General features: G+C 73.2%; 19 protein-coding genes and 1 pseudogene. 10 read left to right on the plus strand and 10 right to left on the minus strand.

Going from position 1 to position 20,766, the window contains the following annotated elements; all coding sequences use genetic code 11:
• Positions 1–60 precede the first annotated feature (60 nt).
• Complete coding sequence (locus AW27_RS03370; RefSeq protein WP_037916579.1) at positions 61–609, minus strand: hypothetical protein; 549 nt, start codon at positions 607–609, stop codon at positions 61–63.
• 190 nt (positions 610–799) lie between these two features.
• Between AW27_RS03370 and AW27_RS03375 the strand changes: the two genes are divergently transcribed.
• The gene (locus tag AW27_RS03375) at positions 800–1,000 is read left to right on the plus strand and encodes a DUF5988 family protein (RefSeq protein WP_037918149.1); all 201 of its coding nucleotides are present in this window, start codon (positions 800–802) and stop codon (positions 998–1,000) included.
• A gap of 51 nt (positions 1,001–1,051) precedes the next feature.
• Here the strand turns inward: AW27_RS03375 and AW27_RS03380 are convergent, their stop codons facing one another.
• The 5 genes from AW27_RS03380 to AW27_RS03400 form a co-directional block, all read right to left on the minus strand.
• On the minus strand, positions 1,052–2,479 hold the full coding sequence (locus AW27_RS03380; protein ID WP_037916577.1) for a dihydrolipoyl dehydrogenase family protein: 1,428 nt from the start codon (positions 2,477–2,479) through the stop codon (positions 1,052–1,054).
• Positions 2,480–2,520: 41 nt separating this feature from the next.
• Entirely contained in the window at positions 2,521–2,928 is a 408-nt protein-coding gene (locus AW27_RS03385) for a thioredoxin family protein (protein WP_037916575.1), read from the minus strand.
• Between the two features lie 82 nt (positions 2,929–3,010).
• A complete protein-coding gene (locus AW27_RS03390; RefSeq protein ID WP_037916571.1) occupies positions 3,011–4,450 on the minus strand; it encodes an aldehyde dehydrogenase family protein in 1,440 nt (479 codons plus the stop codon).
• Positions 4,451–4,605: 155 nt separating this feature from the next.
• Entirely contained in the window at positions 4,606–5,805 is a 1,200-nt protein-coding gene (locus AW27_RS03395) for a thiolase family protein (protein ID WP_037916568.1), read from the minus strand.
• A 173-nt stretch (positions 5,806–5,978) separates the two neighbouring features.
• Positions 5,979–6,995 carry a LacI family DNA-binding transcriptional regulator gene (locus AW27_RS03400; protein ID WP_037916567.1) on the minus strand — a complete coding sequence of 339 codons (1,017 nt, stop codon included), beginning with the start codon at positions 6,993–6,995 and terminating at the stop codon, positions 5,979–5,981.
• Between the two features lie 380 nt (positions 6,996–7,375).
• On the opposite strand from AW27_RS03400, the gene AW27_RS03405 reads away from it, so the two are divergent.
• The 5 genes from AW27_RS03405 to AW27_RS03425 all read left to right on the plus strand — a co-directional run bounded on the left by AW27_RS03405 (position 7,376) and on the right by AW27_RS03425 (position 12,076).
• Positions 7,376–8,158 (plus strand): DUF4190 domain-containing protein, encoded by a 783-nt coding sequence (locus AW27_RS03405; RefSeq protein WP_037916564.1) that lies wholly within the window; start codon positions 7,376–7,378, stop codon positions 8,156–8,158.
• A 294-nt stretch (positions 8,159–8,452) separates the two neighbouring features.
• Entirely contained in the window at positions 8,453–9,898 is a 1,446-nt protein-coding gene (locus AW27_RS03410) for an amidase (protein WP_078555873.1), read from the plus strand.
• A gap of 133 nt (positions 9,899–10,031) precedes the next feature.
• A complete protein-coding gene (locus AW27_RS03415) occupies positions 10,032–10,472 on the plus strand; it encodes a DUF7144 family membrane protein (protein WP_037916563.1) in 441 nt (146 codons plus the stop codon).
• 109 nt (positions 10,473–10,581) lie between these two features.
• Positions 10,582–11,421, plus strand: coding sequence for a hypothetical protein (locus tag AW27_RS03420; RefSeq protein ID WP_157840168.1), 840 nt, complete (start codon positions 10,582–10,584; stop codon positions 11,419–11,421).
• Between the two features lie 190 nt (positions 11,422–11,611).
• Complete coding sequence (locus AW27_RS03425; RefSeq protein WP_037916560.1) at positions 11,612–12,076, plus strand: type II toxin-antitoxin system PemK/MazF family toxin; 465 nt, start codon at positions 11,612–11,614, stop codon at positions 12,074–12,076.
• Positions 12,077–12,332: 256 nt separating this feature from the next.
• On the opposite strand, the gene AW27_RS03430 is transcribed toward AW27_RS03425, so the two are convergent.
• A complete protein-coding gene (locus tag AW27_RS03430; protein ID WP_037916558.1) occupies positions 12,333–13,187 on the minus strand; it encodes a TIGR02452 family protein in 855 nt (284 codons plus the stop codon).
• A 138-nt stretch (positions 13,188–13,325) separates the two neighbouring features.
• On the opposite strand from AW27_RS03430, the gene egtA reads away from it, so the two are divergent.
• The 4 genes from egtA to egtD are packed head-to-tail and all read left to right on the plus strand — an operon-like array spanning position 13,326 to position 17,645.
• The gene (gene egtA, locus AW27_RS03435; protein ID WP_037918140.1) at positions 13,326–14,609 is read left to right on the plus strand and encodes an ergothioneine biosynthesis glutamate--cysteine ligase EgtA; all 1,284 of its coding nucleotides are present in this window, start codon (positions 13,326–13,328) and stop codon (positions 14,607–14,609) included.
• Positions 14,606–15,910 carry an ergothioneine biosynthesis protein EgtB gene (egtB, locus tag AW27_RS03440; RefSeq protein WP_037916555.1) on the plus strand — a complete coding sequence of 435 codons (1,305 nt, stop codon included), beginning with the start codon at positions 14,606–14,608 and terminating at the stop codon, positions 15,908–15,910. The genes egtA and egtB overlap by 4 nt, the downstream gene beginning before the upstream one ends.
• Complete coding sequence (gene egtC, locus AW27_RS03445; protein WP_037916553.1) at positions 15,910–16,668, plus strand: ergothioneine biosynthesis protein EgtC; 759 nt, start codon at positions 15,910–15,912, stop codon at positions 16,666–16,668. The genes egtB and egtC overlap by 1 nt, the downstream gene beginning before the upstream one ends.
• A complete protein-coding gene (gene egtD, locus AW27_RS03450; protein ID WP_037916550.1) occupies positions 16,665–17,645 on the plus strand; it encodes an L-histidine N(alpha)-methyltransferase in 981 nt (326 codons plus the stop codon). Before egtC ends, egtD begins: the two co-directional genes overlap by 4 nt.
• A 293-nt stretch (positions 17,646–17,938) precedes the next feature.
• Here egtD and AW27_RS34335 read toward each other — a convergent pair.
• The 3 genes and pseudogenes from AW27_RS34335 to AW27_RS03465 all read right to left on the minus strand — a co-directional run.
• A pseudogene (locus AW27_RS34335) lies at positions 17,939–18,550 on the minus strand (lysophospholipid acyltransferase family protein); the annotation flags it as partial.
• Positions 18,463–19,284: a GNAT family N-acetyltransferase gene (locus AW27_RS03460; RefSeq protein ID WP_037916548.1), complete on the minus strand. Its 822-nt coding sequence runs from the start codon at positions 19,282–19,284 to the stop codon at positions 18,463–18,465. The gene AW27_RS03460 and the pseudogene AW27_RS34335, both read right to left, overlap by 88 nt.
• Positions 19,285–19,439: 155 nt before the next feature.
• Positions 19,440–20,702, minus strand: a complete 1,263-nt coding sequence (locus AW27_RS03465; RefSeq protein ID WP_037916545.1) for an extracellular solute-binding protein — start codon at positions 20,700–20,702, stop codon at positions 19,440–19,442.
• Positions 20,703–20,766 lie beyond the last annotated feature (64 nt).

The raw sequence follows: 20,766 nt of genomic DNA on the forward strand, positions 1-20,766 counted from the left end.
CGACGGGCGGGCCGGGGTGCGGCGGACCGGGGAACGGCCTGAACAGGGCGTGCAGTCGCGTCAGTTGAAGGACATCGGGACGTGGACGTCGTGCCTGCGGTTCGAGGAGTCGAAGTGGTCGGCGCGCGTGACGACGGCGCATTCGACCGTCTCGCCGCAGATCCGGCCGCCGCCCAGGTCGGCCTTGACGTGGAGGGTGACGCTGAAGGAGCCGCCCGGACCGTACGTGGAGGTGTTGGCGAGGGTGCCGCCGAAGGTGTCGTTGACCCAGTGCGAGGCGCCGGTGGTGCCGGACTGGTCCGAACCGCCCAGACAGGGGGTGGGCTTGCTCGCGCCCTGCGCGCCGTTCACCGCGCAGAGCCCGACGTATATGCCCTTGCCGGTGTTAAAACCGCTGCCGGTGACGGTGACGTTCTGCCCGGCCGCGGCGGCGGAGGACGGCGCCGTGACGCTGAGGCGGTAGGTGGCCGAACCGTCGGTGACCGTGCGCGTCGCGGTGGCGGCCGCGGCGGAACCGGCCGCGCCGACGGCGAGGGCGACGGCGGCGGAGGCGGCGACGGCCGCGCGGGCGGCGGTGCGGGGCAGGGAGGCGGCGTAGGCAGCGCGCATCGTGGGAGCACCTTCCAAACAGAGGAACCAGCAGAACTAAGGTGAGGCTAACCTAATTTCGATCACCCGTGTACTGCTGGTTCGCGCCACGTGACGGTCCGTCGGAACCGATGACGGGCCTGCCCGGCCAACCCTCCCGATGGCGGCCTTCCTGATGCGGGCGGGCCCGCCCGCAGGCAACACTGGGGGCATGGCGAACAAGGCAGCCCTGGAGGGCGGCCCGGACGACCTGCTGGACCGGGTCGTCGAGGCAGCCCCTCCCGGAGAAGACCTGAAAATTGCGCACCGCGGCGGCTACGAGCACTTCAGGATCACCTCGCGTACGCAGGAAGGCCCCGCGGGACCGATCCCGGTCTACGAGTGGTGGGAACGCACGGAGATCGCCGAATAAGACCGAAAACCGCGCCCCGGACACCCGGGGCGCGGCAGGGACCTCACCGCACTAGCCGCGATAGGTCTCCAGCAGCCGCAGCCAGATCTCGCTGACGGTCGGGAAGGCCGGTACCGCGTGCCACAAGCGCGCGATCGGGACCTCTCCTGCCACGGCGATGGTGGCGGCGTGCACCAGCTCGGCGGCGCCCGGACCGACGAAGGTAGCCCCCAGCAGGACCTCCCGGTCGAGGTCGACGACCATCCGGGCCCGGCCCCGGTAGCCGTCGGCGTACAGACCGGCCCCGGAGACCCTGCCCAGGTCGTAGTCGACGGCGCGCACGCGGTGCCCCGCCTTCTCCGCCTCGGCCAGGGTCGGGCCCACCGCGGCGGCCTCCGGGTCGGTGAAGACGGCCTGCGGGAGGGCGTGCGTGTCGGCCGTGGGCGTGTGGGCGCCCCAGGGGGCGGTGTCCAGCGGGGTGCCCGCGGCGCGGGCGGCGATGGCGGCGCCCGCGATGCGGGCCTGGTACTTGCCCTGGTGGGTGAGGAGGGCCCGGTGATTGACGTCCCCTACGGCGTACAGCCAGTCGGATCCGGGCACCCGGCAGGTCTCGTCGACGCCGATCCAGCCGCCGGGCGTGAGTCCGACGGTGTCCAGCCCGATGTCCTCGGTGCGCGGCGCGCGGCCCGTCGCCATCAGCACCTCGTCGCCCTCCACGACCTCGCCGCCCTCCAGCACCACCCTGACGGGCCCGGTGGAGCCGTCCCGTTCGACCGCGGCGACCGCCACGTCCGTACGGACCACCGCGCCGGCCTCGCGCAGGGCGTCGGCGACGAGCTCCCCCGCGAAGGGCTCCATCCGCGGCAGCAGCCGGGATCCGCGTACGAGGACCGTCACCTGCGATCCCAGGGCCTGCCAGGCGGTGGCCATCTCGGACGCCACCACGGAGCCGCCCACGATGACGAGCCGGCCGGGGACCTCCCGCGCCGAGGTCGCCTCCCGGCTGGTCCAGGGGCGGGCCTCGGCGATCCCCGGGAGATCGGGGACCACGGCCCGGGTGCCGGTGGCGATGACCACCGCCTGCCGGGCCGACAGCACCCGGTGCCCTCCGTCGGGGCCGGTGACGGCCACCTCGCGCACCCCGAGGAGGCGGCCGTGGCCGCGGTGCACATCGGCACCGATGGAGTCGAGCCAGTCGATCTGGCCCTGGTCCTTCCAGTCACCGGTCCAGTAGTCGCGGTGCGCGAAGACCGCCGCCGTGTCCAGAGGGCCCCCGACGGCCCCCGCCAGCCCCGGCACCCGGCGGGCGTCGGCCCGCGCCAGCGCCGGGCGCAGCAGGGCCTTGCTCGGGACGCAGGCCCAGTACGAGCACTCCCCGCCGACCAGCTCGCGCTCCACCAGGGCCGTGGTCAGCCCGGCGGCCCTGGTCCGGTCGACGATGTTCTCACCGGCCGGTCCCCCGCCGAGCACCACGACGTCGTACTCCAGGACTTCAGTCATGCGGACCAGTCTCACCGCTGACCGGTGGCCGCGTCACGCATTCATGCCTCCGGCGTGCCGGAGCCCTGCCCGCCGGAGTCCTGGGCGCCCGGCTGCGAGGCGGCGATCTTGGCGCGCACCTCGTCCATGTCGAGGGCGCGGGCCTGCCTGATGAGATCGGTCAGGGCCGCCTCGGGCAGCGCGCCGGGCTGCGCGAAGATCGCCACCTGATCCCGGACGATCATCAGGGTCGGGATGGAGGTGATCTGGAAGGCGCCCGCCAGCTCCTGCTGGGCCTCGGTGTCCACCTTGGCGAAGACCAGGTCGGGGTGGGCCTCCGACGCCCTCTCGTAGACCGGCGCGAACTGCAGGCACGGCCGGCACCAGCCCGCCCAGAAGTCGATCAGCACGAACGGGTTCGCGCTGACCGTCTGGTCGAAGTTCTCCTTGGTGAGCTCGACTGTAGCCACGGTGTCCAGACCTCCTGTTAGAGCCGTCTGCAGGTGGAACGAACGACCCGCCTCCGGCATTCCTCGAACCCGCCGGACGCCCTTAGAAGGGGTGCGGGGCGGGCGTGGCGCGGGCCGTGGTCCAGCGCAGTTCGGTGAAGGCGTCCAGATTGGCCTCGCCGCCGAAGCGTGCGCCGGTGCCGGAGGCGCCGACACCGCCGAACGGTGCGACCGCCTCGTCGCCCACCGTCTGGTCGTTGACGTGCGCGATGCCGGTCGGGATCCGCTCGGCCAGGTCGAGGCCCCGCCCCGCGTCGCGGGTCACGATCCCGAGGGAGAGTCCGTACGGTCCCGTCGAGGCCAGTTCCACCGCCTCGTCCTCCGTCGCGAAGGACCGTACGGGTGCGACCGGGCCGAAGACCTCCTCGGCGTAGGCGGGGGTGTCGTCGGCGACGCCCGCCAGCACGGTCGGCCGGTAGAAGAGCTCCCGGTGCGTACCGCCGGCGACGAGCTTGGCCCCCGCGGCGGTGCTGGCCTCCACGAGGGCGTGCACCCGGTCCAGCTGGGCGCGGTCGATCAGCGGGCCCAGGTGGACCTGCTCGCGGTACGGGTCCCCCACGGACAGTTCCTCGGCACGCGCGGCCAGCCGCTCGACGTACTCGTCGTGGAGCGAGGCGTGCACGAGGTGGCGGCCGGCCGTCATGCAGATCTGGCCCTGGTGGAAGAAGGAGCCCCAGGACGCCTGGGCGACGGCGGCCTCCACGTCGGCGTCACGGAGCACGACCAGGGCGGAGTTCCCGCCCAGCTCCAGGTGCGTACGCTTGAGGTGACGTCCCGCCAGCTCGCCGACGGTGCGGCCGGCGGCCGTGGAACCGGTGAAGGACACCACCCGCACCAGTGGGTCGGCGACCACGGCGGCGCCCGTCTCGGCGCCGCCGGGCAGGACGTGCAGCAGTCCGTCCGGCAGCCCCGCGGCGGTGAGGACGGCGGCCGGCGCGAGCCCGCCGCAGACGGCGGTGCGCCGGTCCGGCTTGAGCAGCACCGCGTTGCCGAGCGCCAGGGCCGGGGCGACGGAGCGGATCGCCAGGATCAGCGGGGCGTTGAACGGGGCCACGACCCCGACCACGCCGGCCGGGACCCGGCGGGTGAAGGACAGCCGGGGGGCCTCACTGGGCAGCACCTGCCCGGTCGGGCGCGAGGCCAGCGCCGCCGCTTCGTAGCACTCCTGGGCGGCGACGTGCAGCTCGAAGTCGGCCTTGCCGGGGATCGACCCGGACTCGCGCACCAGCCATTGCCGCAGCTCGTCGGCGTGGGCGGTGAAGAGGTCCCCGGCGCGGCGCAGCACGGCTGCCCGCTGCGGGTGGGAGGTGCGCGCCCAGTCGCGCTGCGCCGCCCCGGCTCGGGCGGCGGCTTCCGCCACGTCGGCGGGGGCGGCGAGGTCGAGGGTGGCGAGGGTGCGGCCGGTCGCGGGTTCGACGACCGGGGCGGCGCCTCCGGTCAGAGCGGGTCCGTCCTGCCAATGCGTCGGGTCGAGGAGCGGCATGGCGCGGGGCCTCCGGGTGGGGATGGGCGGGATGCCGGACGAGGGGGGCGGCGGCATGCGTCATCGTGCCAGACCGGAGGCGCCAATTCTGTTCAGTTATTGGGCAGTTGAAGGTGAGGGCTGACCGGAATCGATCGACGCCCCGGTGGCCGGGGTCAGCGCTCCAGGACGAGCGCGATGCCCTGCCCGACGCCGATGCACAGAGCTGCCATGCCCGTGCCGGAGCCCGCCGCGGCCAACTGGTGTGCGACCGAGCCGGCCAGCCGGGCACCCGAGGCGCCCAGCGGGTGTCCGATCGCGATGGCGCCGCCGCGCGGGTTCACCACGGCCGGGTCCAGCTCCGGCCAGGCGGCCAGGCAGCCCAGCGCCTGCGCCGCGAAGGCCTCGTTGAGTTCGAGGACGGAGAGGTCGGGGAAGCCGCGCCCGGCCTTGCCGAGCGCGCGCTGCACGGCGTCCACCGGGCCGAGGCCGAACAGCTGGGGCTCGATCCCGGTGACGGCGGAGGCGCTGATCCGCGCGAGCGGCTCACGGCCGGTGGCGGCCAGGCCCGCCTCGTCGGTCAGCAGCAGCGCGGCCGCGCCGTCGTTGAGCGGGGAGGCGTTGCCGGCCGTGACCGTGCCCCGGCCGTCCGTCCGGAAGGCGGGCTTGAGCTTGGCCAGCGCCTCGGGCGTGGAGCCCTCGCGAATGCACTCGTCCCGTGCCAGGTCCACACCCTCGTAGGGCACGACCTCGCGGTCGTACAGGCCTGCGGCCCAGGCGGCCGCGGCCTTGCGGTGGCTCTCCAGCGCGAAGGCGTCCTGTGCCTCGCGGGTGACCGCGTACTTGTCCGCGATCAGTTCGGCGCCCTCACCGAGCGGGACGGTCCACTCGGCGGGCATCCGCGGGTTCGTCATCCGCCAGCCCAATGTGGTGGACCACATCTGCTGGTGCCCGGCGGGGAAGGCCCGTTCGGGCTTCTGGACCACCCAGGGCGCGCGGCTCATCGACTCGACACCGCCCGCGATGGCCACGGAGGCGTCGCCGAGCGCGATCGTACGGGCGGCCTGGATCACGGCCTCCAGGCCGGATCCGCAGAGCCGGTTGACGGTGACGCCGGGAACGGTGACGGGCAGGCCCGCCAGCAGGACCGCCATCCGGGCCACGTCGCGATTGTCCTCGCCCGCCCCGTTGGCGTCCCCGAAGACGACGTCGTCGATCCGTGCCGGATCGAGGTCGGGCGTACGGTCCACCAGTGCGCGCACCACGTGGGCGGCCAGGTCGTCCGGGCGGACACCGGCGAGGGCGCCGCCGAACTTGCCGATCGGGGTGCGTACGGCGTCGACCACGTAGACGTCGCGGACGGTGCGGATGCTCATGGGGTCTCTCCTGGGCGGATCCGTACGGGCGCCGGCGCACCGGTGCCGGTGTGGGCACCGGGGCACGCCGCCGGTCACGCCCGGTGGGGCGCGCCGCCGCAGTCTCCGTCCGCAGGTCACCGCCTGTCAACGGCCACCCCGGTCACGCCCGCCCGGCCCGCGGCTCCACGGGGTCAGGTCGACTCGCGGTGGACGGCCTCGGCGGCCATCAGACCGTGCCGCTCCGTGACCCCGGACGGCTCGCGCACCGCGTGGTCGACGAGCGACGCCAGGTGGTCGCCGGTCGGCATCTCGATCCGCACCGTGCTCAGCCGGGGCCGCAGCAGCCTTCCGATGAGCAGGTCGTCGGCACCGATGACGGCCACCTCGTCGGGGACCCGCAGCCCCTCGTCCTGCAGGGCCCGCATCAGCAGCATCGCGTACTCGTCGTTGTACGCGAACGCCGCGTCCAGCCGCAGCCCCCGCCATCGGGCGGCAAGCTCCGCGGCGGACTCCTCCGAGTACGCCATCGGCACGACCTCGACCTCCGTACCCGGCACGCCTCGGGCTCCGGCCAGGCGTGGCGCGGAGAACAGCTCCAACCCCTCCTCCCGCGGGACCACCACGCCGATCCGCCGGCGGCCCCGCTCGACCAGGTGCGCGGCGGCACGGGCGCCGACCTCCCGCTGGTCCATGACCAGCGTGTGCGCCCCGGGCACACCGGTCGGGCCCATCGTGATCACGGCGCGGGTTCCGGCCCGCTTGAGGGTCGCGACGTTGTGGGCGGAGAGCGTGATCTCACCGAGGGACATGACCGCCACCGGCCGCAGTTCCGCCCAGGCCCGGACGGCCTCGTCCCCGCTGAGCCCGAGGCTCCCGTACTGCACGACGGTGTAGTCGAGCCGGCGCAGCGCCCACTGCAGTTCGTTGAGGAAGGTGCTGTAGGGCGGGCCGACCGGCACGTTCGGGGTGGGCAGCAGCACGATCCTGGTGTGTCCGGCACGCAGGCTGCGGGCGGCGGCGTGCGGGACGTACCCGAGCTCCTCGGCCGCCTCGCGGACCTTGCGGCGGGTGGGCTCGCTGATCCGTACGGCCTCGGCGTTGTTCAGCACGTACGAGACCGTCGCGCGCGACACGCCCGCGCGTCGGGCCACGTCGGCGCTGGTGGGAACGGGGGCCGGCGGGTCCGGCGACTTCGATGACTGAGACATTGCCGTGGCATCCTCCCAGAACGGACGGGCCCCGTTTCCACGGGATGGCCGGAAAGGCATGCCGCCCCCGTGCCCGCGCGAGCCGCCGACACGTGCCACCACCGCGTCGCGTCCCGAGCCGATGCCGCCCGCGTCGTCGCACCGGCGCCGGCGCGGATCACCAAGCGCCCCGGCTTCGGGGCGGGTTCGGCCGCATGCACCGACCGCACCGACCGCCGCACCGCCCGCCACGACGGCTTCGACGGGTTCGCGGCCCCTCCAGGGGGACCGGGGCCCAGCATGTCCGAGGCTCGTGCGACCATCGAGCCTGCCTTCCCGGGCGGCCGCCCGTCACCGCCCCGCCGTGGGCGTCCCACCTCAGAGCAAGGAGCTCCCCGCGCATGTCCATACCTCCGGGTCCCCCGCCGTCCCACGAGCCGTACCCGCAGCAGGGACCGTACGGACAGCCGGGACAGCCCGGACCGTACGGCGGCCCGCAGGGCTGGTATCCGCCGCAGGCACCCCAGAAGAACAACGCGCTGGCCATCGTCGCGTTCGTCATGTCCCTCGTGTGCGCCATCCCGCTGGTCCCCCTGATCCTCGGCATCGTCGCCCTCTCCCAGATCGGCAAGCGCGGTGAGAAGGGCAAGGGCTTCGCCGTGGCGGCGATCGTCATCCACGGCGCGACCATCGCGTTCTACGGGATCCTCCTGGTGCTCGGCATCTCCGGAGCGCTGGACGACGGCCCCTCGCCGAAGCGCGACACCAGCGGGCAGGTCACCGACGCGGGCTCCAGCAAGGTGAGCGACATCCGCAAGGGGGACTGCTTCAACACCGGCGGCGACTTGGCGGACTACCAGGACGAGGACGGCGGCCAGGCCTCCTTCTCGGTGCGGGTGCTGCCCTGCGACCAGCCGCACGAGGGCGAGGCGTACGCGGTCTTCAACCTCGACGACGGGGCGTACCCGGGTACGGAGAAGGTCACCGCGCTCGCCGAGGAGAAGTGCTCCGGCACGCTGCTGACGGACTACGTGGGCAAGAACCCCAAGCTCTCGGAGGAGCTGGAGATCTACTACTACTTCCCGCAGCCCGCCACCTGGGCCCTCGGTGACCGTGAGGTCACCTGTTTCCTGGGCGACACCAGCGGTGCGAGCACCGGATCGGCCCGCGCCACCGGCTCCTGACCTGCCGTCACCGACGTCGGAGCCCTCCTTTCGCGCGAGGGGCCGCCACCTGGTGGCGGCCCCTCACCCTTCCGGACCTGACGGATGCCCAGACGTCCCGGCCTGCGCTCCCCAGCACATCAACGCCGCGGAACCGGATCGGCTTCGACCACGACGAGGTCGCCAACCCCGCTCGCGGCCATACCGGACGAAACCTCGCTTCGGGAAAGGTGCGCACCCGCTCTGACGGATGACGCGGCTCCCCCTCCCCGATACCGTCTCCCTACCGATCGGTAATGGGGGGAGTGGTTCACGATGTCGGAGTCCTCGGGTCCAGCCGCGGCAGCGGCGCCGGCCCAGTGCACGGAGAAGCCGGCGACGGCCGGCGGACTGGTCGAGACGGCCGCCGCGCTCGCGGAAGGACACCTCTCGGCACGGCAGTTGACCGAGCAGGTGCTGCGTCGGATCGCCGCGGCACAGCCCGAGCTCAACGCCTTCCGGACCGTGCGCGCCGAAGCCGCGCTCGCCGAAGCGGACGCGGCCGACCGCAGGCTCGCCGCCGGCGAACGGCTGCCGCTGCTGGGCGTGCCGATCGCGGTGAAGGACGACATGGACGTGGCCGGTGAGCCGACGGCGTTCGGCTGCGCCGGATCCTTCACCCCGAAGACCGCCGACAGCGAGGCGGTGCGCCGGCTGCGGGCGGCCGGGGCGGTCATCGTCGGCAAGACCCAGACGCCGGAGCTGGGCCAGTGGCCCTTCACCGAAGGCGGAGCCTTCGGTGCGACCCGCAATCCGTGGAACCGGTCCTACACGCCCGGTGGTTCCTCGGGCGGCTCGGCGGCCGCCGTGGCGGCGGGCCTGGTTCCGGCCGCGCTCGGTTCCGACGGGGCCGGGTCGGTGCGGATCCCGGCCGCCTGGACCCATCTGGTCGGGGTGAAACCGCAGCGCGGACGCATCTCCACCTGGCCGGAACCGGAGTCCTTCAACGGGCTCACGGTCAACGGCGTGCTGGCCCGCACGGTCGCGGACGCGGCACTGCTGCTGGACGCCGCGAGCGGACCGCATCCCGAGGACCTGCACCGCCCGGCGCGCATCTGCGCGGTCGAGGCGGCCCGGCGCCCCCCGCGCCGGCTGCGGATCGCCCTGTCCTTCGGCATGCCCTTCACCGCGACGCCCACGTCACTGGACCCGGAAGTGCGGTGCGCCGTGGAGCGGCTGGCCACCCGGCTGGAGTCGCTGGGCCACGAGGTGATCCCGGAGGACCCCCGCTACGGCCCGATCGGCCTGACCTTCGTACCCCGCGCGACCAGCGGCGTACGCGACTGGGCCGCGCGGATGCCGGACCCGGCGCTGCTGGATCCGCGTACGCACGGGGCCGTACGGACGGGCCGACTGCTGGGCGGTCTGCCGCTGCGGGTCTCCCGCCGGGCGGAGGCCCTGCTGCGCAGGCGGGTCGGCGAGATCTTCGGGCGCTTCGACGTGGTCCTGACCCCGACGACGGCCACTCCCCCGCTGCGGATCGGCGCGCTGGCCGGGATGGGGGCCATGGCCACGGACCGGGCGATGATCGCCGCCTGCCCCTATGCCTGGGCGTGGAACGTCCTGGGCTGGCCCGGGGTGAACGTCCCGGCCGGGCTGACGGCCGACGGGCTGCCGATGGGCGCGCAGTTCCTCGGCCCTGCGGACTCGGAACCGATGCTGCTGGGGCTGGCGGCGCAGCTGGAGGCGGCGGAGAACTGGGCGGCGCGGCGACCGGGCTGAGGCGGCACGCGGCGGGAACGGGCGGACACGGACGGGCCGGAATGCCGGGGGTGAGTCCCCGTGACACGCTGAAGGGGGGAATCTCGCCGGTTCCGGCCCCGCCCGGCCGGCCCTGCCACCCGAGGAGTTCGCAATGGCCACTGACGCCGGCAGGCCGCAGACGGCCCGCACCCATCCGGACCCGTGGAACGCGGCCACGTCGGGCAGAACCGTCCTGGCGGCGGCCCTGATGATCTTCGGCGGGTTGATGGCGTTCTTCGAGGGGATCGCCGCACTCGCCAGCGACGACCTGTTCGTCGTGACCCGCCACTACGTGTTCGAGTTCAGCCTGACCGGCTGGGGCTGGGTACACCTCATCCTGGGCATCGCCCTGATGGCGGCCGGCTGCGCCGTCCTCTTCAGCGGCGCCCTGTGGGCCCGCTATCTCGGCATCACGATCGCCGGCCTGGGCGCGTTCGCCAACTTCCTTTGGCTGCCGTACTACCCCTTGTGGGCTCTGGTCCTCATCGCGGTCAACATCCTCATCGTCTGGGCGCTGTGCACCGGCGCGCACCACGAGGCGAGCACGGCCTGACCTGCCCTGCCTGTCCCCCGCCCGGCCCGACGAGGCCCGGGCAAGGCCCGGCGGCTCGGGGACGGCGGTGGCAGGAAGGCTGCGCATCGTCCAGGTGTGAGGTGTCAAGGTGGAGACGAGAACCCGAACGGACTCACGACTGGTGTGGTGGCTCACCGGCCTCACACCTCTGATCTTCGTGCTGACGCACTATCTCGCGGTCCTCCCCCATGAGTTCTCCCACTCGGTGACGGCCTGGACGCTGGGCATCAAGAACGAGCCGGGCAACATCGACTGGGGAGGGAGCAGCCTCTGGAACATCACGCTCCTCGCGCACATCGACGAGAACGTCGACTACACCGCCGCGCTGGCCGCCGGGAAGAACACCCAGGTCGCGGTCGTGGCGTTCGCTGGCCTCGGCATCGGCAACCTGCTGCCCTACCTGCTCGTTCGCTTCGGGCTCGTGAAGCGAACCTGGCTCGCCCGACGCCCGGTCGTCCTGTACGTGCTGTTCTGGTACTTCTTCAGCAGCCTGGCGAACCTCTACGACTACGTTCCCATGCGGAACTTCGCACCCGACGGCGATGTGACGCACTTCGTCCTGGCGAGCGGAATGTCTCGGTGGTGGATCTTCGTCGTCGGCACGTGGGGCGTCATCTGGGCGATCACCGACCTCTACCGCGACATCCTCCCGTACACACTGGGCACCTGCCGATTCGAGCCGGAGCGGATCGCCAGAGCCCTCGTCCTCGTCCTCACGGTCGGGCTCATGTTCGCCTACTTCGCCCTCCCTGCTCTGCTGGAGACGGAGCCGGTGACCCTCTTCATGGGACGGTTCTCGCTCGTGCTGATCCCCGTGATCCTCGTCGCGACGTGGCGGCGCAACGTGCTCAGCCCTCTGCCGTCCCCTGCGCTGCTGCCGACCGCCAACGACCGTCTCTCACCGGTCGAAGCCCGGCACCGGAGCTGACATCGACACCGTTGTGTCAAGCCGGTGAGTCGCGGCGCAACCCCACGGTGAACCGGGCGCACGATCCCTCAGACGGCGCGCTTCTCGCCACAGCTGCGCACTGCGGTTCCGCCAGCGGCACGGGCGACGGATGCGGAGCGTGACCCCCCGCGGCTGTCCTTCACGCCGAGAAACCAGTAACCTCCCCGCAATGACGGCACTTTCACAGCACAGCAACGGCTACACGGAGCAACCGGGCCGCGACGGCGCCACCGCCACCACGGAGGCCGATCCGCGCGCCCTCGGGCCGGTACGGACCGAGTACGCCCCGGATCCCGACGGCGACCCCGACCCCGGCGAGATCGTGTGGACCTGGGTGCCCTTCGAGGAGAACGACGGCCGCGGCAAGGACCGGCCGGTGCTGGTCGTGGCCCGCGAGCCGGGCGGCCCGACGCTGTTCGCCGTACAGCTGTCCAGCAAGCGGCACGACCACGACCACGAATGGGTGCCGATCGGGACGGGCCCGTGGGACAGCGCGGGTCGGGAGTCGTGGGTGGACGTCGACCGGGTGCTGCGGGTGCACGAGTCGGGGATGCGGCGGGAGGCCTGCGCACTGGACCGGGGACGCTTCGGACTCGTGGTGAACCGGCTGCGCGAGCGCTACGGCTGGCAGTAGCCGCGGGAACGCACCGGGCCGGGACGGCGAACCGTCCCGGCTGCGCGGCACCCGCCGCCCGGCGGCCTTTCCGAACCGGCGGGCCCACGCCACGGCGGGGCCGGCGACCGCCTGGCGACCGCGGCCCGGCCGCAGCGGCTCAACGGCACAGCCGGGCCGGCGGGCTCCCGACCCGGCAGGCTCCCGGCCCGGCGGCAGCCGCGGCGGCTCCGGCGGCCCGGCCGCCCGTTCCGGTGGACGCCGGGGCTCCCCGGCGTCAGGCAGCGAAGTCCGCGAAGGCCCGCTCGAAGGCTTCCCGGGTGTCCGGCTTGCGGTCCAGCACCGCGAACACCACCCGTTCGAAGGTCCCCGCGAACCGGCCCGCCAGCAGCCCGCGGAAGGCCTCGGCCACCTCGGCCGGGTCATTGCGGAACACCCCGCACCCCCAGGCCCCCAGCACCAGCAGCCGGTACCCGTGCGACGCCGCCACCTCCAGGACGAGCTCCGCGCGCCGGGCCAGCGCCGCGGGGATCTCGGCGGCCCGCTCCGGCTCCTGCCGCAGGATCGTGCCCGCGTTCGGGGCGGGCGAGGTCAGGAAACCGGCCAGGAACGGCGACTCCATCAGTTCGCCCCGGTCGTCGCGGAAAACCGGCACCCCGGGCGAGTGGATCACCCGGTCGGTGTAGAAGGTGCTGACTTCCGCGCGGTGCACCTCGTAGTACTCCGCGGCCTCCAGCAGCGTCTCGTACAGGGCGGACGCACGGCACAGAGCCTCCTCCTGCGCCTTGGCCCCGCGGACGTAGCCGCCCCCGGGATTTCGGGCCGAGGCGAAGTTCAGGACCGCCACCGACGCCCCGGCCGACCCCGCCTCCGGGTCCCCGGGAGCACCCTCCGCGAGCCTACGGGCCGCGACCGTACTGCTCTCCCCCGTGACCTCGACGGCCGTCGCCAGGCCTCCACCCACCAGCCCTTCGCCTGGAATGACCTGGTTCGGTCCATATATCCTGGTTCCCGCCTTGGCGTCCGCCAGGGCGGCGGCGAGCGGAACCTGCCGCCCCGACCGCGTCCGGTAGCCGCCGGACGCCAGGATTTCCGCGTTCTCCCGCGCGATCTCGCGCAATCTGCTGCTCACGCCGCCATCCTGTGCAAGCCCGTTCCCCGGCGGCAATGGGTTTTGTGCCCGGAGGAGGGGTAGACACGGGTGATGTCACGGCCGACGACAGGAGAAGAGGACCCGGTCATGCCCTTCGACCCACCCGTTCCCCCGCCCATGCCTGACACTCCCCCCTCGCCCGCGATCAGCGAGACGGAGGCGGAGCACCTGATCCACGGAATCTGCTTCAAGACCGGTCCCCCCCGCCTCATCGGCGCCGAACTCGAATGGCTGGTCCTGGACGCCGAGCGGCCGGGACTGCGCGTGACACCCGAACGGCTCCGAGCGGCTCACGCCGCGGCCCGCGCACTGGCCCTGAACTCGCGGGTGACCGTCGAACCCGGCGGCCAGCTGGAGCTCAGCTCGGCCCCCGCCACCTCCCTCACCGGCTGCGTCGGCCTCCTCCAGGACGACCTCACCGCCGTCCGGGCCGCCCTGCGGGAGCAGGGGCTCGTCCTGCACGGCCTCGGTCGCGATCCCCGCCTCCCGTACCACCGGCTGCTGAACAGCCCGCGCTACGACGCGATGGAGGCCTACTTCGACCGCACCGGCCCGGCCGGCCGCACCATGATGTGCGCCTCCGCCTCCGTGCAGGTCTGCGTGGACGCCGGCCACGAGGAGCCCGGCGTGCTCGGCCACGGCCGGCGCTGGCGCCTCGCCCACCTGCTGGGCGCGGTCCTGGTGGCAGCGTTCGCCAACTCCCCCGCGCACGAAGGCCCGTATGCCGGATGGCGCTGCTCCCGGCAGGGGATCTGGAACGACCTGGACAGCCGGCGCACGCTCGCCCCGCCGCTGGAGGCGGATCCACGGGACGGCTGGGTGCGCCAGGCACTGGACACCGAGGTGATGTGCGTACGGTCGCAGGAGGGCGAGGCGTGGGGCGTCCCGCGCGGGACGACCTTCCGCGACTGGCTGCGCGCGGGCGACGGGAACCAGGCCCTGCGGGCCCCCACCGCCGAGGATCTCGACTACCACCTCACCACGCTGTTCCCGCCCGTGCGACCGCGCGGTCACATGGAGTTGCGCATGATCGACGCACAGCCCGGCGACGACGGCTGGCTGGTACCGGTGGCCGTCGTACACGCGCTGTTCGACGACCCGGAGGCCGCCGAGACCGCCTACCGGGTGACCAAGGCACTGGCCGACTCCTACGGCTCGCAGCCCGCGCCCCGCAACCCGCTGTGGCGGTCCGCCGCCCGCAACGGCCTGGCCGATCCCGAGCTGCGGGCGGCCGCCAAGACCTGCTTCCGCGCGGCCGCGGAGGCACTGCCCCGGCTCGGCGCGACCACGCACGTCCGGGACGCCGTCGGCGCCTTCAACGAACGCTTCGTGCGGCGCGGCCGATGTCCGGGTGACGAACCGCCGCAGCTGCGGCCCGAAGGGAAGGAGGACCTGAGGTGACCACCGAATCCCACCCCGGGCTGCGGGAACGGGCGGCCGCCTCACTGACGGCCGCGCGGGCCAGGACGGCGGCGCTCACTGACGCGGTGACCGACGCCGACCTGACCGCCCAGCACTCTCCCCTGATGTCGCCGCTGGTCTGGGACCTGGCGCACATCGGGAACCAGGAGGAGCTCTGGCTGCTCCGGCGGGTGGCCGGACGCGAGTCGATGCACCCGGAGATCGACCCCCTCTACGACGCTTTCGAGCATCCGCGCGCCGAGCGTCCGAAGCTGCCGCTGCTGGGGCCCGAGCAGGCCCGCCGGTACGCGGCCGAGGTGCGCGGCCGGGTCTTCGACCTGCTGGAGAGCACCCCGCTGGAGGGCAGTGCGCTGCTCGACGACGGCTTCGCCTTCGGGATGATCGCCCAGCACGAGCAGCAGCACGACGAGACCATGTTGATCACCCATCAACTCCGGCGGGGCGCACCCGTGCTGACCGCCCCTGAGCCGGACGCCCCCTACGCCCCTCCTGCCGCCGCCGAGGTCCTCATACCCGCGGGCCCCTTCACGATGGGCACGTCCGCCGAGCCCTGGGCGCTCGACAACGAACGGCCGGCACACGAGCGGGAGACCGCGGCGTTCTGGATGGACACGCTGCCGGTGACGAACGCGGCGTACCGCGCCTTCATCGCCGACGGGGGCTACCGCGAACCCCGCTGGTGGGAGGCGGCAGGCTGGGAGCAGGTCCGCCGGCACTCCATCGAGGCGCCGCTCTTCTGGTACCGGGAGGGCGGGCAGTGGCTGCGCCGCCGTTTCGGGGTGACCGAGCCCGTCCCTGATGAAGAACCGGTTCTGCACGTCAGCTGGTACGAGGCGGACGCCTACGCCCGCTGGGCGGGGCGCCGACTGCCCACCGAGACGGAATGGGAGAAGGCGGCCCGCTTCGATCCCGCGACCGGCCGCTCGGCCCGCTACCCGTGGGGCGACGGCGACCCGACCCCCGTGCACGCCAACCTGGGGCAGCGGCATCTGCGCCCGTCCCGTGCGGGCAGCTACCCGGCCGGGGCGTCCCCGCTCGGGGTGCGCCAGCTGATCGGCGACGTCTGGGAATGGACGGCGTCCGACTTCCTGCCCTATCCGGGCTTCCGCCCCTTCCCCTACCGGGAGTACTCGGAGGTGTTCTTCGGCCCGGAACACAAGGTGCTGCGGGGCGGTTCCTTCGCGGTGGACCCGGTGGCCTGCCGGGGCACCTTCCGCAACTGGGACCTGCCGGTGCGCCGGCAGATCTTCTCCGGATTCCGCACCGCGAGGGACGTCTGATGTGCCGTCATCTCGCCTATCTCGGTCCGGTGGTGCCGCTCGGGAGGCTGCTGAGCGAGCCCGAGCACTCACTGGTGCGCCAGTCCTGGGAGCCGCGCCGCCAGCAGCACGGCACGGTCAACGCCGACGGGTTCGGCATCGGCTGGTACGCCGAGGGCGACCCGGTACCCGCCCGCTACCGCCGCGCCGGGCCGATCTGGGGCGACCTGGCCCTCACCGACCTCGCCCGGGTGGTACGCAGCGGGGCCCTGCTGGCCGCCGTACGGGACGCCACCCTGGCCGGGGCCGACGGGGAGGCCGCGGCCGCCCCGTTCACGGACGGGCCGTGGCTCTTCAGCCACAACGGCGCGGTGCCCGGCTGGCCCACGTCGGCGGCCCCGGTCGCCGCGGCGCTGCCGCCCGAGGAACTGCTCCAGCTGGCGGCCCGTACGGATTCGGCGCTGGTCTGGGCCCTGGTACGGCGCCGGCTGCGGGCCGGGGACGACCTCGGCACGGCGCTCGCCGAGCCCGTGCGGGAGCTGTCCTCGGTCGCGCCCGGCTCCCGGCTGAACCTGCTGCTCACCGACGGCGCGGCGATCGCCGCGACGGCCTGGGGCGATTCGCTCTGGTATCTGGCCGATCCGGGGGCGGGGCGCACCGTGGTGGCGTCCGAGCCGTACGACGACGACTCCCGGTGGTGCGAAGTGCCCGACCGGACCCTGCTGACCGCCACCCGTTCGCGGGTCCGCCTGACCCCGCTCAAGGAGAACCGCACGTGAACAGCTTTCAGTTGACCCGGACCCTCGACGAGGACGCTGCGGAGACCGCACTGCGCGCGGACGTGCTGCAAGGGCTGACCCGTACGCCCAAGGTGCTGCCGCCCAAGTGGTTCTACGACGCGCGGGGCAGTGAGCTCTTCGAGGAGATCACCCGGCTGCCCGAGTACTACCCGACCCGTGCGGAGCGCGAGATCCTGCTGGAGCGGGCTCGGGAGATCGCCTCGGGGAGCGGCGCCCGTACCCTGGTCGAGCTGGGGTCCGGTTCCTCCGAGAAGACCCGGCACCTGATCGAGGCGATGCCCGCGCTGGAGATGTACGTACCGGTGGACGTGAGCGAGAGCGCCCTGCGGGGGGCGGCCACCGCACTGCTCGCCGACCATCCGGGGTTGCGGGTGCACGCCATGCTGGCCGATTTCACCCGTGCGCTGGAGCTGCCGGACTCCCCCGGCCCGCGGCTGGTGGTGTTCCTGGGCGGCACCATCGGAAACCTGCTGCCTCCGGAGCGGGCGGTGTTCCTGGCGTCCGTGCGGGCGATGCTGTCGCCCGGGGACGCGCTACTGATGGGCACGGACCTGGTGAAGGACGAGGCCGTGCTGGTGACGGCGTACGACGACGCCCGGGGGGTGACGGCCGAGTTCAACAAGAACGTGCTGGCGGTCATCAACCGGGAGTTGGACGCCGATTTCCACACCGCCGACTTCGAGCACGTGGCGGTGTGGAACAGGGAGCAGGAGTGGATCGAGATGCGGCTGCGGGCCCGGTCAGAGCTGACGGTGAAGGTCAGGGACCTGGATCTGGTGGTCGCCTTCGCGGAGGGTGAGGAGATCCTGACGGAGGTGTCGGCGAAGTTCCGTCAGGAGGGCGTGCGCAAGGAGCTGGCCGCGGCCGGACTGGAGCTGACCCAGTGGTGGACGGACGCGGCCGGCCGCTTCGCGCTGTCCCTGTCGGTCGCCGACGGGCCGGTGGGCCGGGCCTGATCGGGCGTGGCCGGCCGTGTCGCCTCCGGAGCACGGCCGGCCACGGCCCGCTGGGCCGCCGCAGCGAGGTCCCGCCGGTCCGTGTACCGGCCCGGCGGGATCCGCGGCAGCAGCGTGACCTCGGCCCGGATCCCGCGGGCGCGGGCGATCCGCCACAGCGAGGCGGTGAGCGGGTCGTCCCCGACGAAGGCGGGCGCGCCGGCCGGAGTGCCGTCGGCCTGGAGGTAGGCGAGATGCACGGGCTGTACGGGGACCCTCGCGTCCAATGCGGACTGGAAGGCGGCCCGGCGGAAGGGGCCCCGGGCGCGCCCGCACCAGGTGGAGCCCTCGGGGAAGACGGTGACGCGGTCGCCGGCGAGCAGCGCGCGGGTCATCGTGGTGACGGTGGCGGGCAGTGCGCGGATCCGGTCGCGCTCGATGAACAGGGTCCCGGCCCGGGCGGCGAGGCGGCCGAGGACGGGCCAGGCCCGGATGTCGCTCTTGGCCAGCATCCGGCTGGGCAGGACTGCGGCGACGAGCGGGATGTCGAGCCAGGAGATGTGGTTGGCGACGAGCAGGCGGCCGCCGCGCCGGCCCGCGCTGCCGTGCACGCTGATCCGTATGCCGAAGGCGCGCACCAGCGCGGCCGACCAGGCGCGTATCACCGCGTGCCGGGGGCCGGCCGGCAGCAGCCGGACCGGCGGGGCGCCCAGGATCCCCAGCAGGATCAGGGCCACGGCGCCGGTGAGCCGCAGCACCGCGTGCGGAAGGCTCGCGGTGCGCCCCTCGTGGCCGGCGCAGGCCTCGGGGGTGCAGGGCGAGGTGGGCAGCCAGACGCTCATGCGCCCGGGATGAGCGAACGGAAGTGCTTGAGGTAGCGCGGGTTGGTCCGGCGCAGGGAGAGCAGGACGTACAGGTCGGCGCATCCGAACCCGGCGTCGAAGGCGGGCTCGCCGCAGACCCAGGCGCCCAGGCGCAGGTAGCCGCGCAGCAGCGGTGGCAGTTCCATGCGGTCCGGGAAGGCGATGCCTTCGGGCTTCCACGGGACGTGCGGGGTGACCCGGTACTCCTCGGGTGCGGGGCTGCGGGTGAGGGCGCGCTCGCGGGTGGCCGCGGCGAGGACGCCGCCGTCGGCGAGCGGTATCGAGCAGCAGCCGGCGAGCCAGTTGTGTCCGGTGCGGTCCATGTAGTGGGCGAGACCGGCCCAGATGAGGGCGATGACGGCGCCGTTGCGGTGGTCGGGGTGCACGCAGGAGCGGCCGACCTCGACGAGGTCGGGGCGGATCGGTGCGAGCGCGGAGAGGTCGAACTCTCCCTCGGAATAGAGCCGGCCCGCGACGGCGGCGCGCTCGGGGGGCAGCAGCCGGTAGGTGCCGACGACCTGCTCGGCCTCCTCGTCGACGACGAGGAGGTGGTCGCAGTAGGCGTCGAAGGCGTCGGCGTCGAGGCCCGGCTCGGGGCCGTCGAGGCGGGCACCGAGCTCGCCTGCGAAGACCTGGTGGCGCAGGCGCTGGGCGGCCCTCACCTCGTCCTCGTCGCGGGCCAGGCGAACGGTGTAGTGGGGGCCGGGGGCGGCGGCCTTGGCCGGGGCGGGTTCGGGGGCGAGGAGGGGGGAGGCGGGCGCCGTGGAGAGGGAAGGGGACAGGGGTGCGATGGTCATGGCGGCTCCTGAACCGGGCACGGAGGGCCAGGCCGGCCGGGGTGGCCTGGCTCCTCTACTTCTTCCGTGACCGGCTGGATTCGACGTGACCGCTCTGCGGCCCTCGGGTGTGCGAACGGCGAACTCGCCGGTACCACGCCCCGAGGGCGCCTGGATCAGCGGTCGGAGCTGAGGACGCGGCCGATCTCCGCGGAGGCCGTCCGGGCGGCCTGCCGGGGGTCCTGTCCGGTGAGCACGGCCGTCATGTAGGGCTTGATCGGGTTCTTCGCCTCGACCTCGGCCCAGCGGGCGGAGGTCGGGGTGGCTCTGCCCTGGGCGGCGCCGGGGGCCATGCTGGTGGCGCCCTCGTCGCCCTCGACCAGGTGCGCGAGGGTGGTCTTGTTCGGTACGTAGCTCATCGTGCGGGCCAGCGCGGTCTGCCACTTCTCGCTGACCAGGGCGGTGATCACCGCCACGGCCGCCTTCCGGTGCCCGGTCCGTTCCGGGATGATCAGGTCGGAACCGCCGGTGAAGACGGATCCGGCCCTGTCGGAGGTCTTGCCGGGGATCGGGAAGAAGCCGAGCTTGCCCTTGAGCTCGGGGTTGGCCGCCTCGATCTCGGCGGCCTGGCCGGGCGGGGCGATGATCTGCGCGACCTGGCCGCGGGCGAAGACCTGCGCCTGTGGGGGCGTCTCCTCGTCCGCGGCCTTCGGGCCGTCGCCGAGGGCCTGGAGCTGCTGGTAGAACTCCATGCCGGCCAGGGCCTTGTCGTCGTCGAGGGTGCCGACCCACTTGCCGCCCGTCTCGACGGCGAGCTCGCCGCCCTCGTCCCAGATGAAGCCGGCGAGGACGTACCAGTTCTGGCCCGCCAGGTAGATGCCCTGCTGGTCGCCCTTGTCGAGCTTCTGGGTGGCCTGGATCCACTCCTGGCGGTTCTTGGGCGGGGTTTTGATCCCGGCATTCGCGAAGAGGTCCTTGTGGTAGACGACCACACGGTTGGCGGCGTACCAGGGGACGCCGTACTGGGCGCCGTTGACGCTCCCCGGCTCGGCGAGGCCCTTGAGCCAGTCCTTGCTGCCCCACTCGCGCAGCCCTTCGAGGGTGAGTTCGGAGAGGCCGCCGGTCTCGATGTACTGCGCGACCTGGGTGTTGCCGACCTCGATCACGTCGGCGGGCTCCGTGCTCGTGCCGTCCAGCACGGCGTTGACCTTGTCTCCGATGCCCGTCCACTCCTGGATCCTGACATCGAGGTCGAGGTCGGGGTGCTCCTGCTCGAAGGACGTGGTGAACGAGTCGATGAAGTCCGCCGAGGCACTGCCCTTCATCAGCCAGAGCGTCACCTTCTGCCGCCCTGCGGCCTGATCGGCCGACTGGCCGCAGCCCGTCAGGGCGGTCGCGGCCGCGAGGGCCGTGCACACGGCGAGGAAGCGCATCTTCAAGAGGGTCACCTTCTGGGGCTCGGTCTCAGATGGCTCGAAATTGGCATAGACCAATAGGCCGGTC

The organism is Streptomyces sp. PCS3-D2, assembly GCF_000612545.2.
GTDB lineage: Bacteria > Actinomycetota > Actinomycetes > Streptomycetales > Streptomycetaceae > Streptomyces.

Coding starts and splice junctions, on each gene's coding strand:
- AW27_RS03380 (WP_037916577.1), bottom strand. CDS start 2,479: ATGACTGAAGTCCTGGAGTACGACGTCGTGGTGCTCGGCGGGGGACCG.
- AW27_RS03410 (WP_078555873.1), top strand. CDS start 8,453: ATGTCGGAGTCCTCGGGTCCAGCCGCGGCAGCGGCGCCGGCCCAGTGC.
- AW27_RS03370 (WP_037916579.1), bottom strand. CDS start 609: ATGCGCGCTGCCTACGCCGCCTCCCTGCCCCGCACCGCCGCCCGCGCG.
- AW27_RS03395 (WP_037916568.1), bottom strand. CDS start 5,805: ATGAGCATCCGCACCGTCCGCGACGTCTACGTGGTCGACGCCGTACGC.
- AW27_RS03400 (WP_037916567.1), bottom strand. CDS start 6,995: ATGTCTCAGTCATCGAAGTCGCCGGACCCGCCGGCCCCCGTTCCCACC.
- egtC (WP_037916553.1), top strand. CDS start 15,910: ATGTGCCGTCATCTCGCCTATCTCGGTCCGGTGGTGCCGCTCGGGAGG.
- AW27_RS03415 (WP_037916563.1), top strand. CDS start 10,032: ATGGCCACTGACGCCGGCAGGCCGCAGACGGCCCGCACCCATCCGGAC.
- AW27_RS03425 (WP_037916560.1), top strand. CDS start 11,612: ATGACGGCACTTTCACAGCACAGCAACGGCTACACGGAGCAACCGGGC.
- AW27_RS03460 (WP_037916548.1), bottom strand. CDS start 19,284: ATGACCATCGCACCCCTGTCCCCTTCCCTCTCCACGGCGCCCGCCTCC.
- AW27_RS03390 (WP_037916571.1), bottom strand. CDS start 4,450: ATGCCGCTCCTCGACCCGACGCATTGGCAGGACGGACCCGCTCTGACC.
- AW27_RS03405 (WP_037916564.1), top strand. CDS start 7,376: ATGTCCATACCTCCGGGTCCCCCGCCGTCCCACGAGCCGTACCCGCAG.
- AW27_RS03375 (WP_037918149.1), top strand. CDS start 800: ATGGCGAACAAGGCAGCCCTGGAGGGCGGCCCGGACGACCTGCTGGAC.
- egtA (WP_037918140.1), top strand. CDS start 13,326: ATGCCTGACACTCCCCCCTCGCCCGCGATCAGCGAGACGGAGGCGGAG.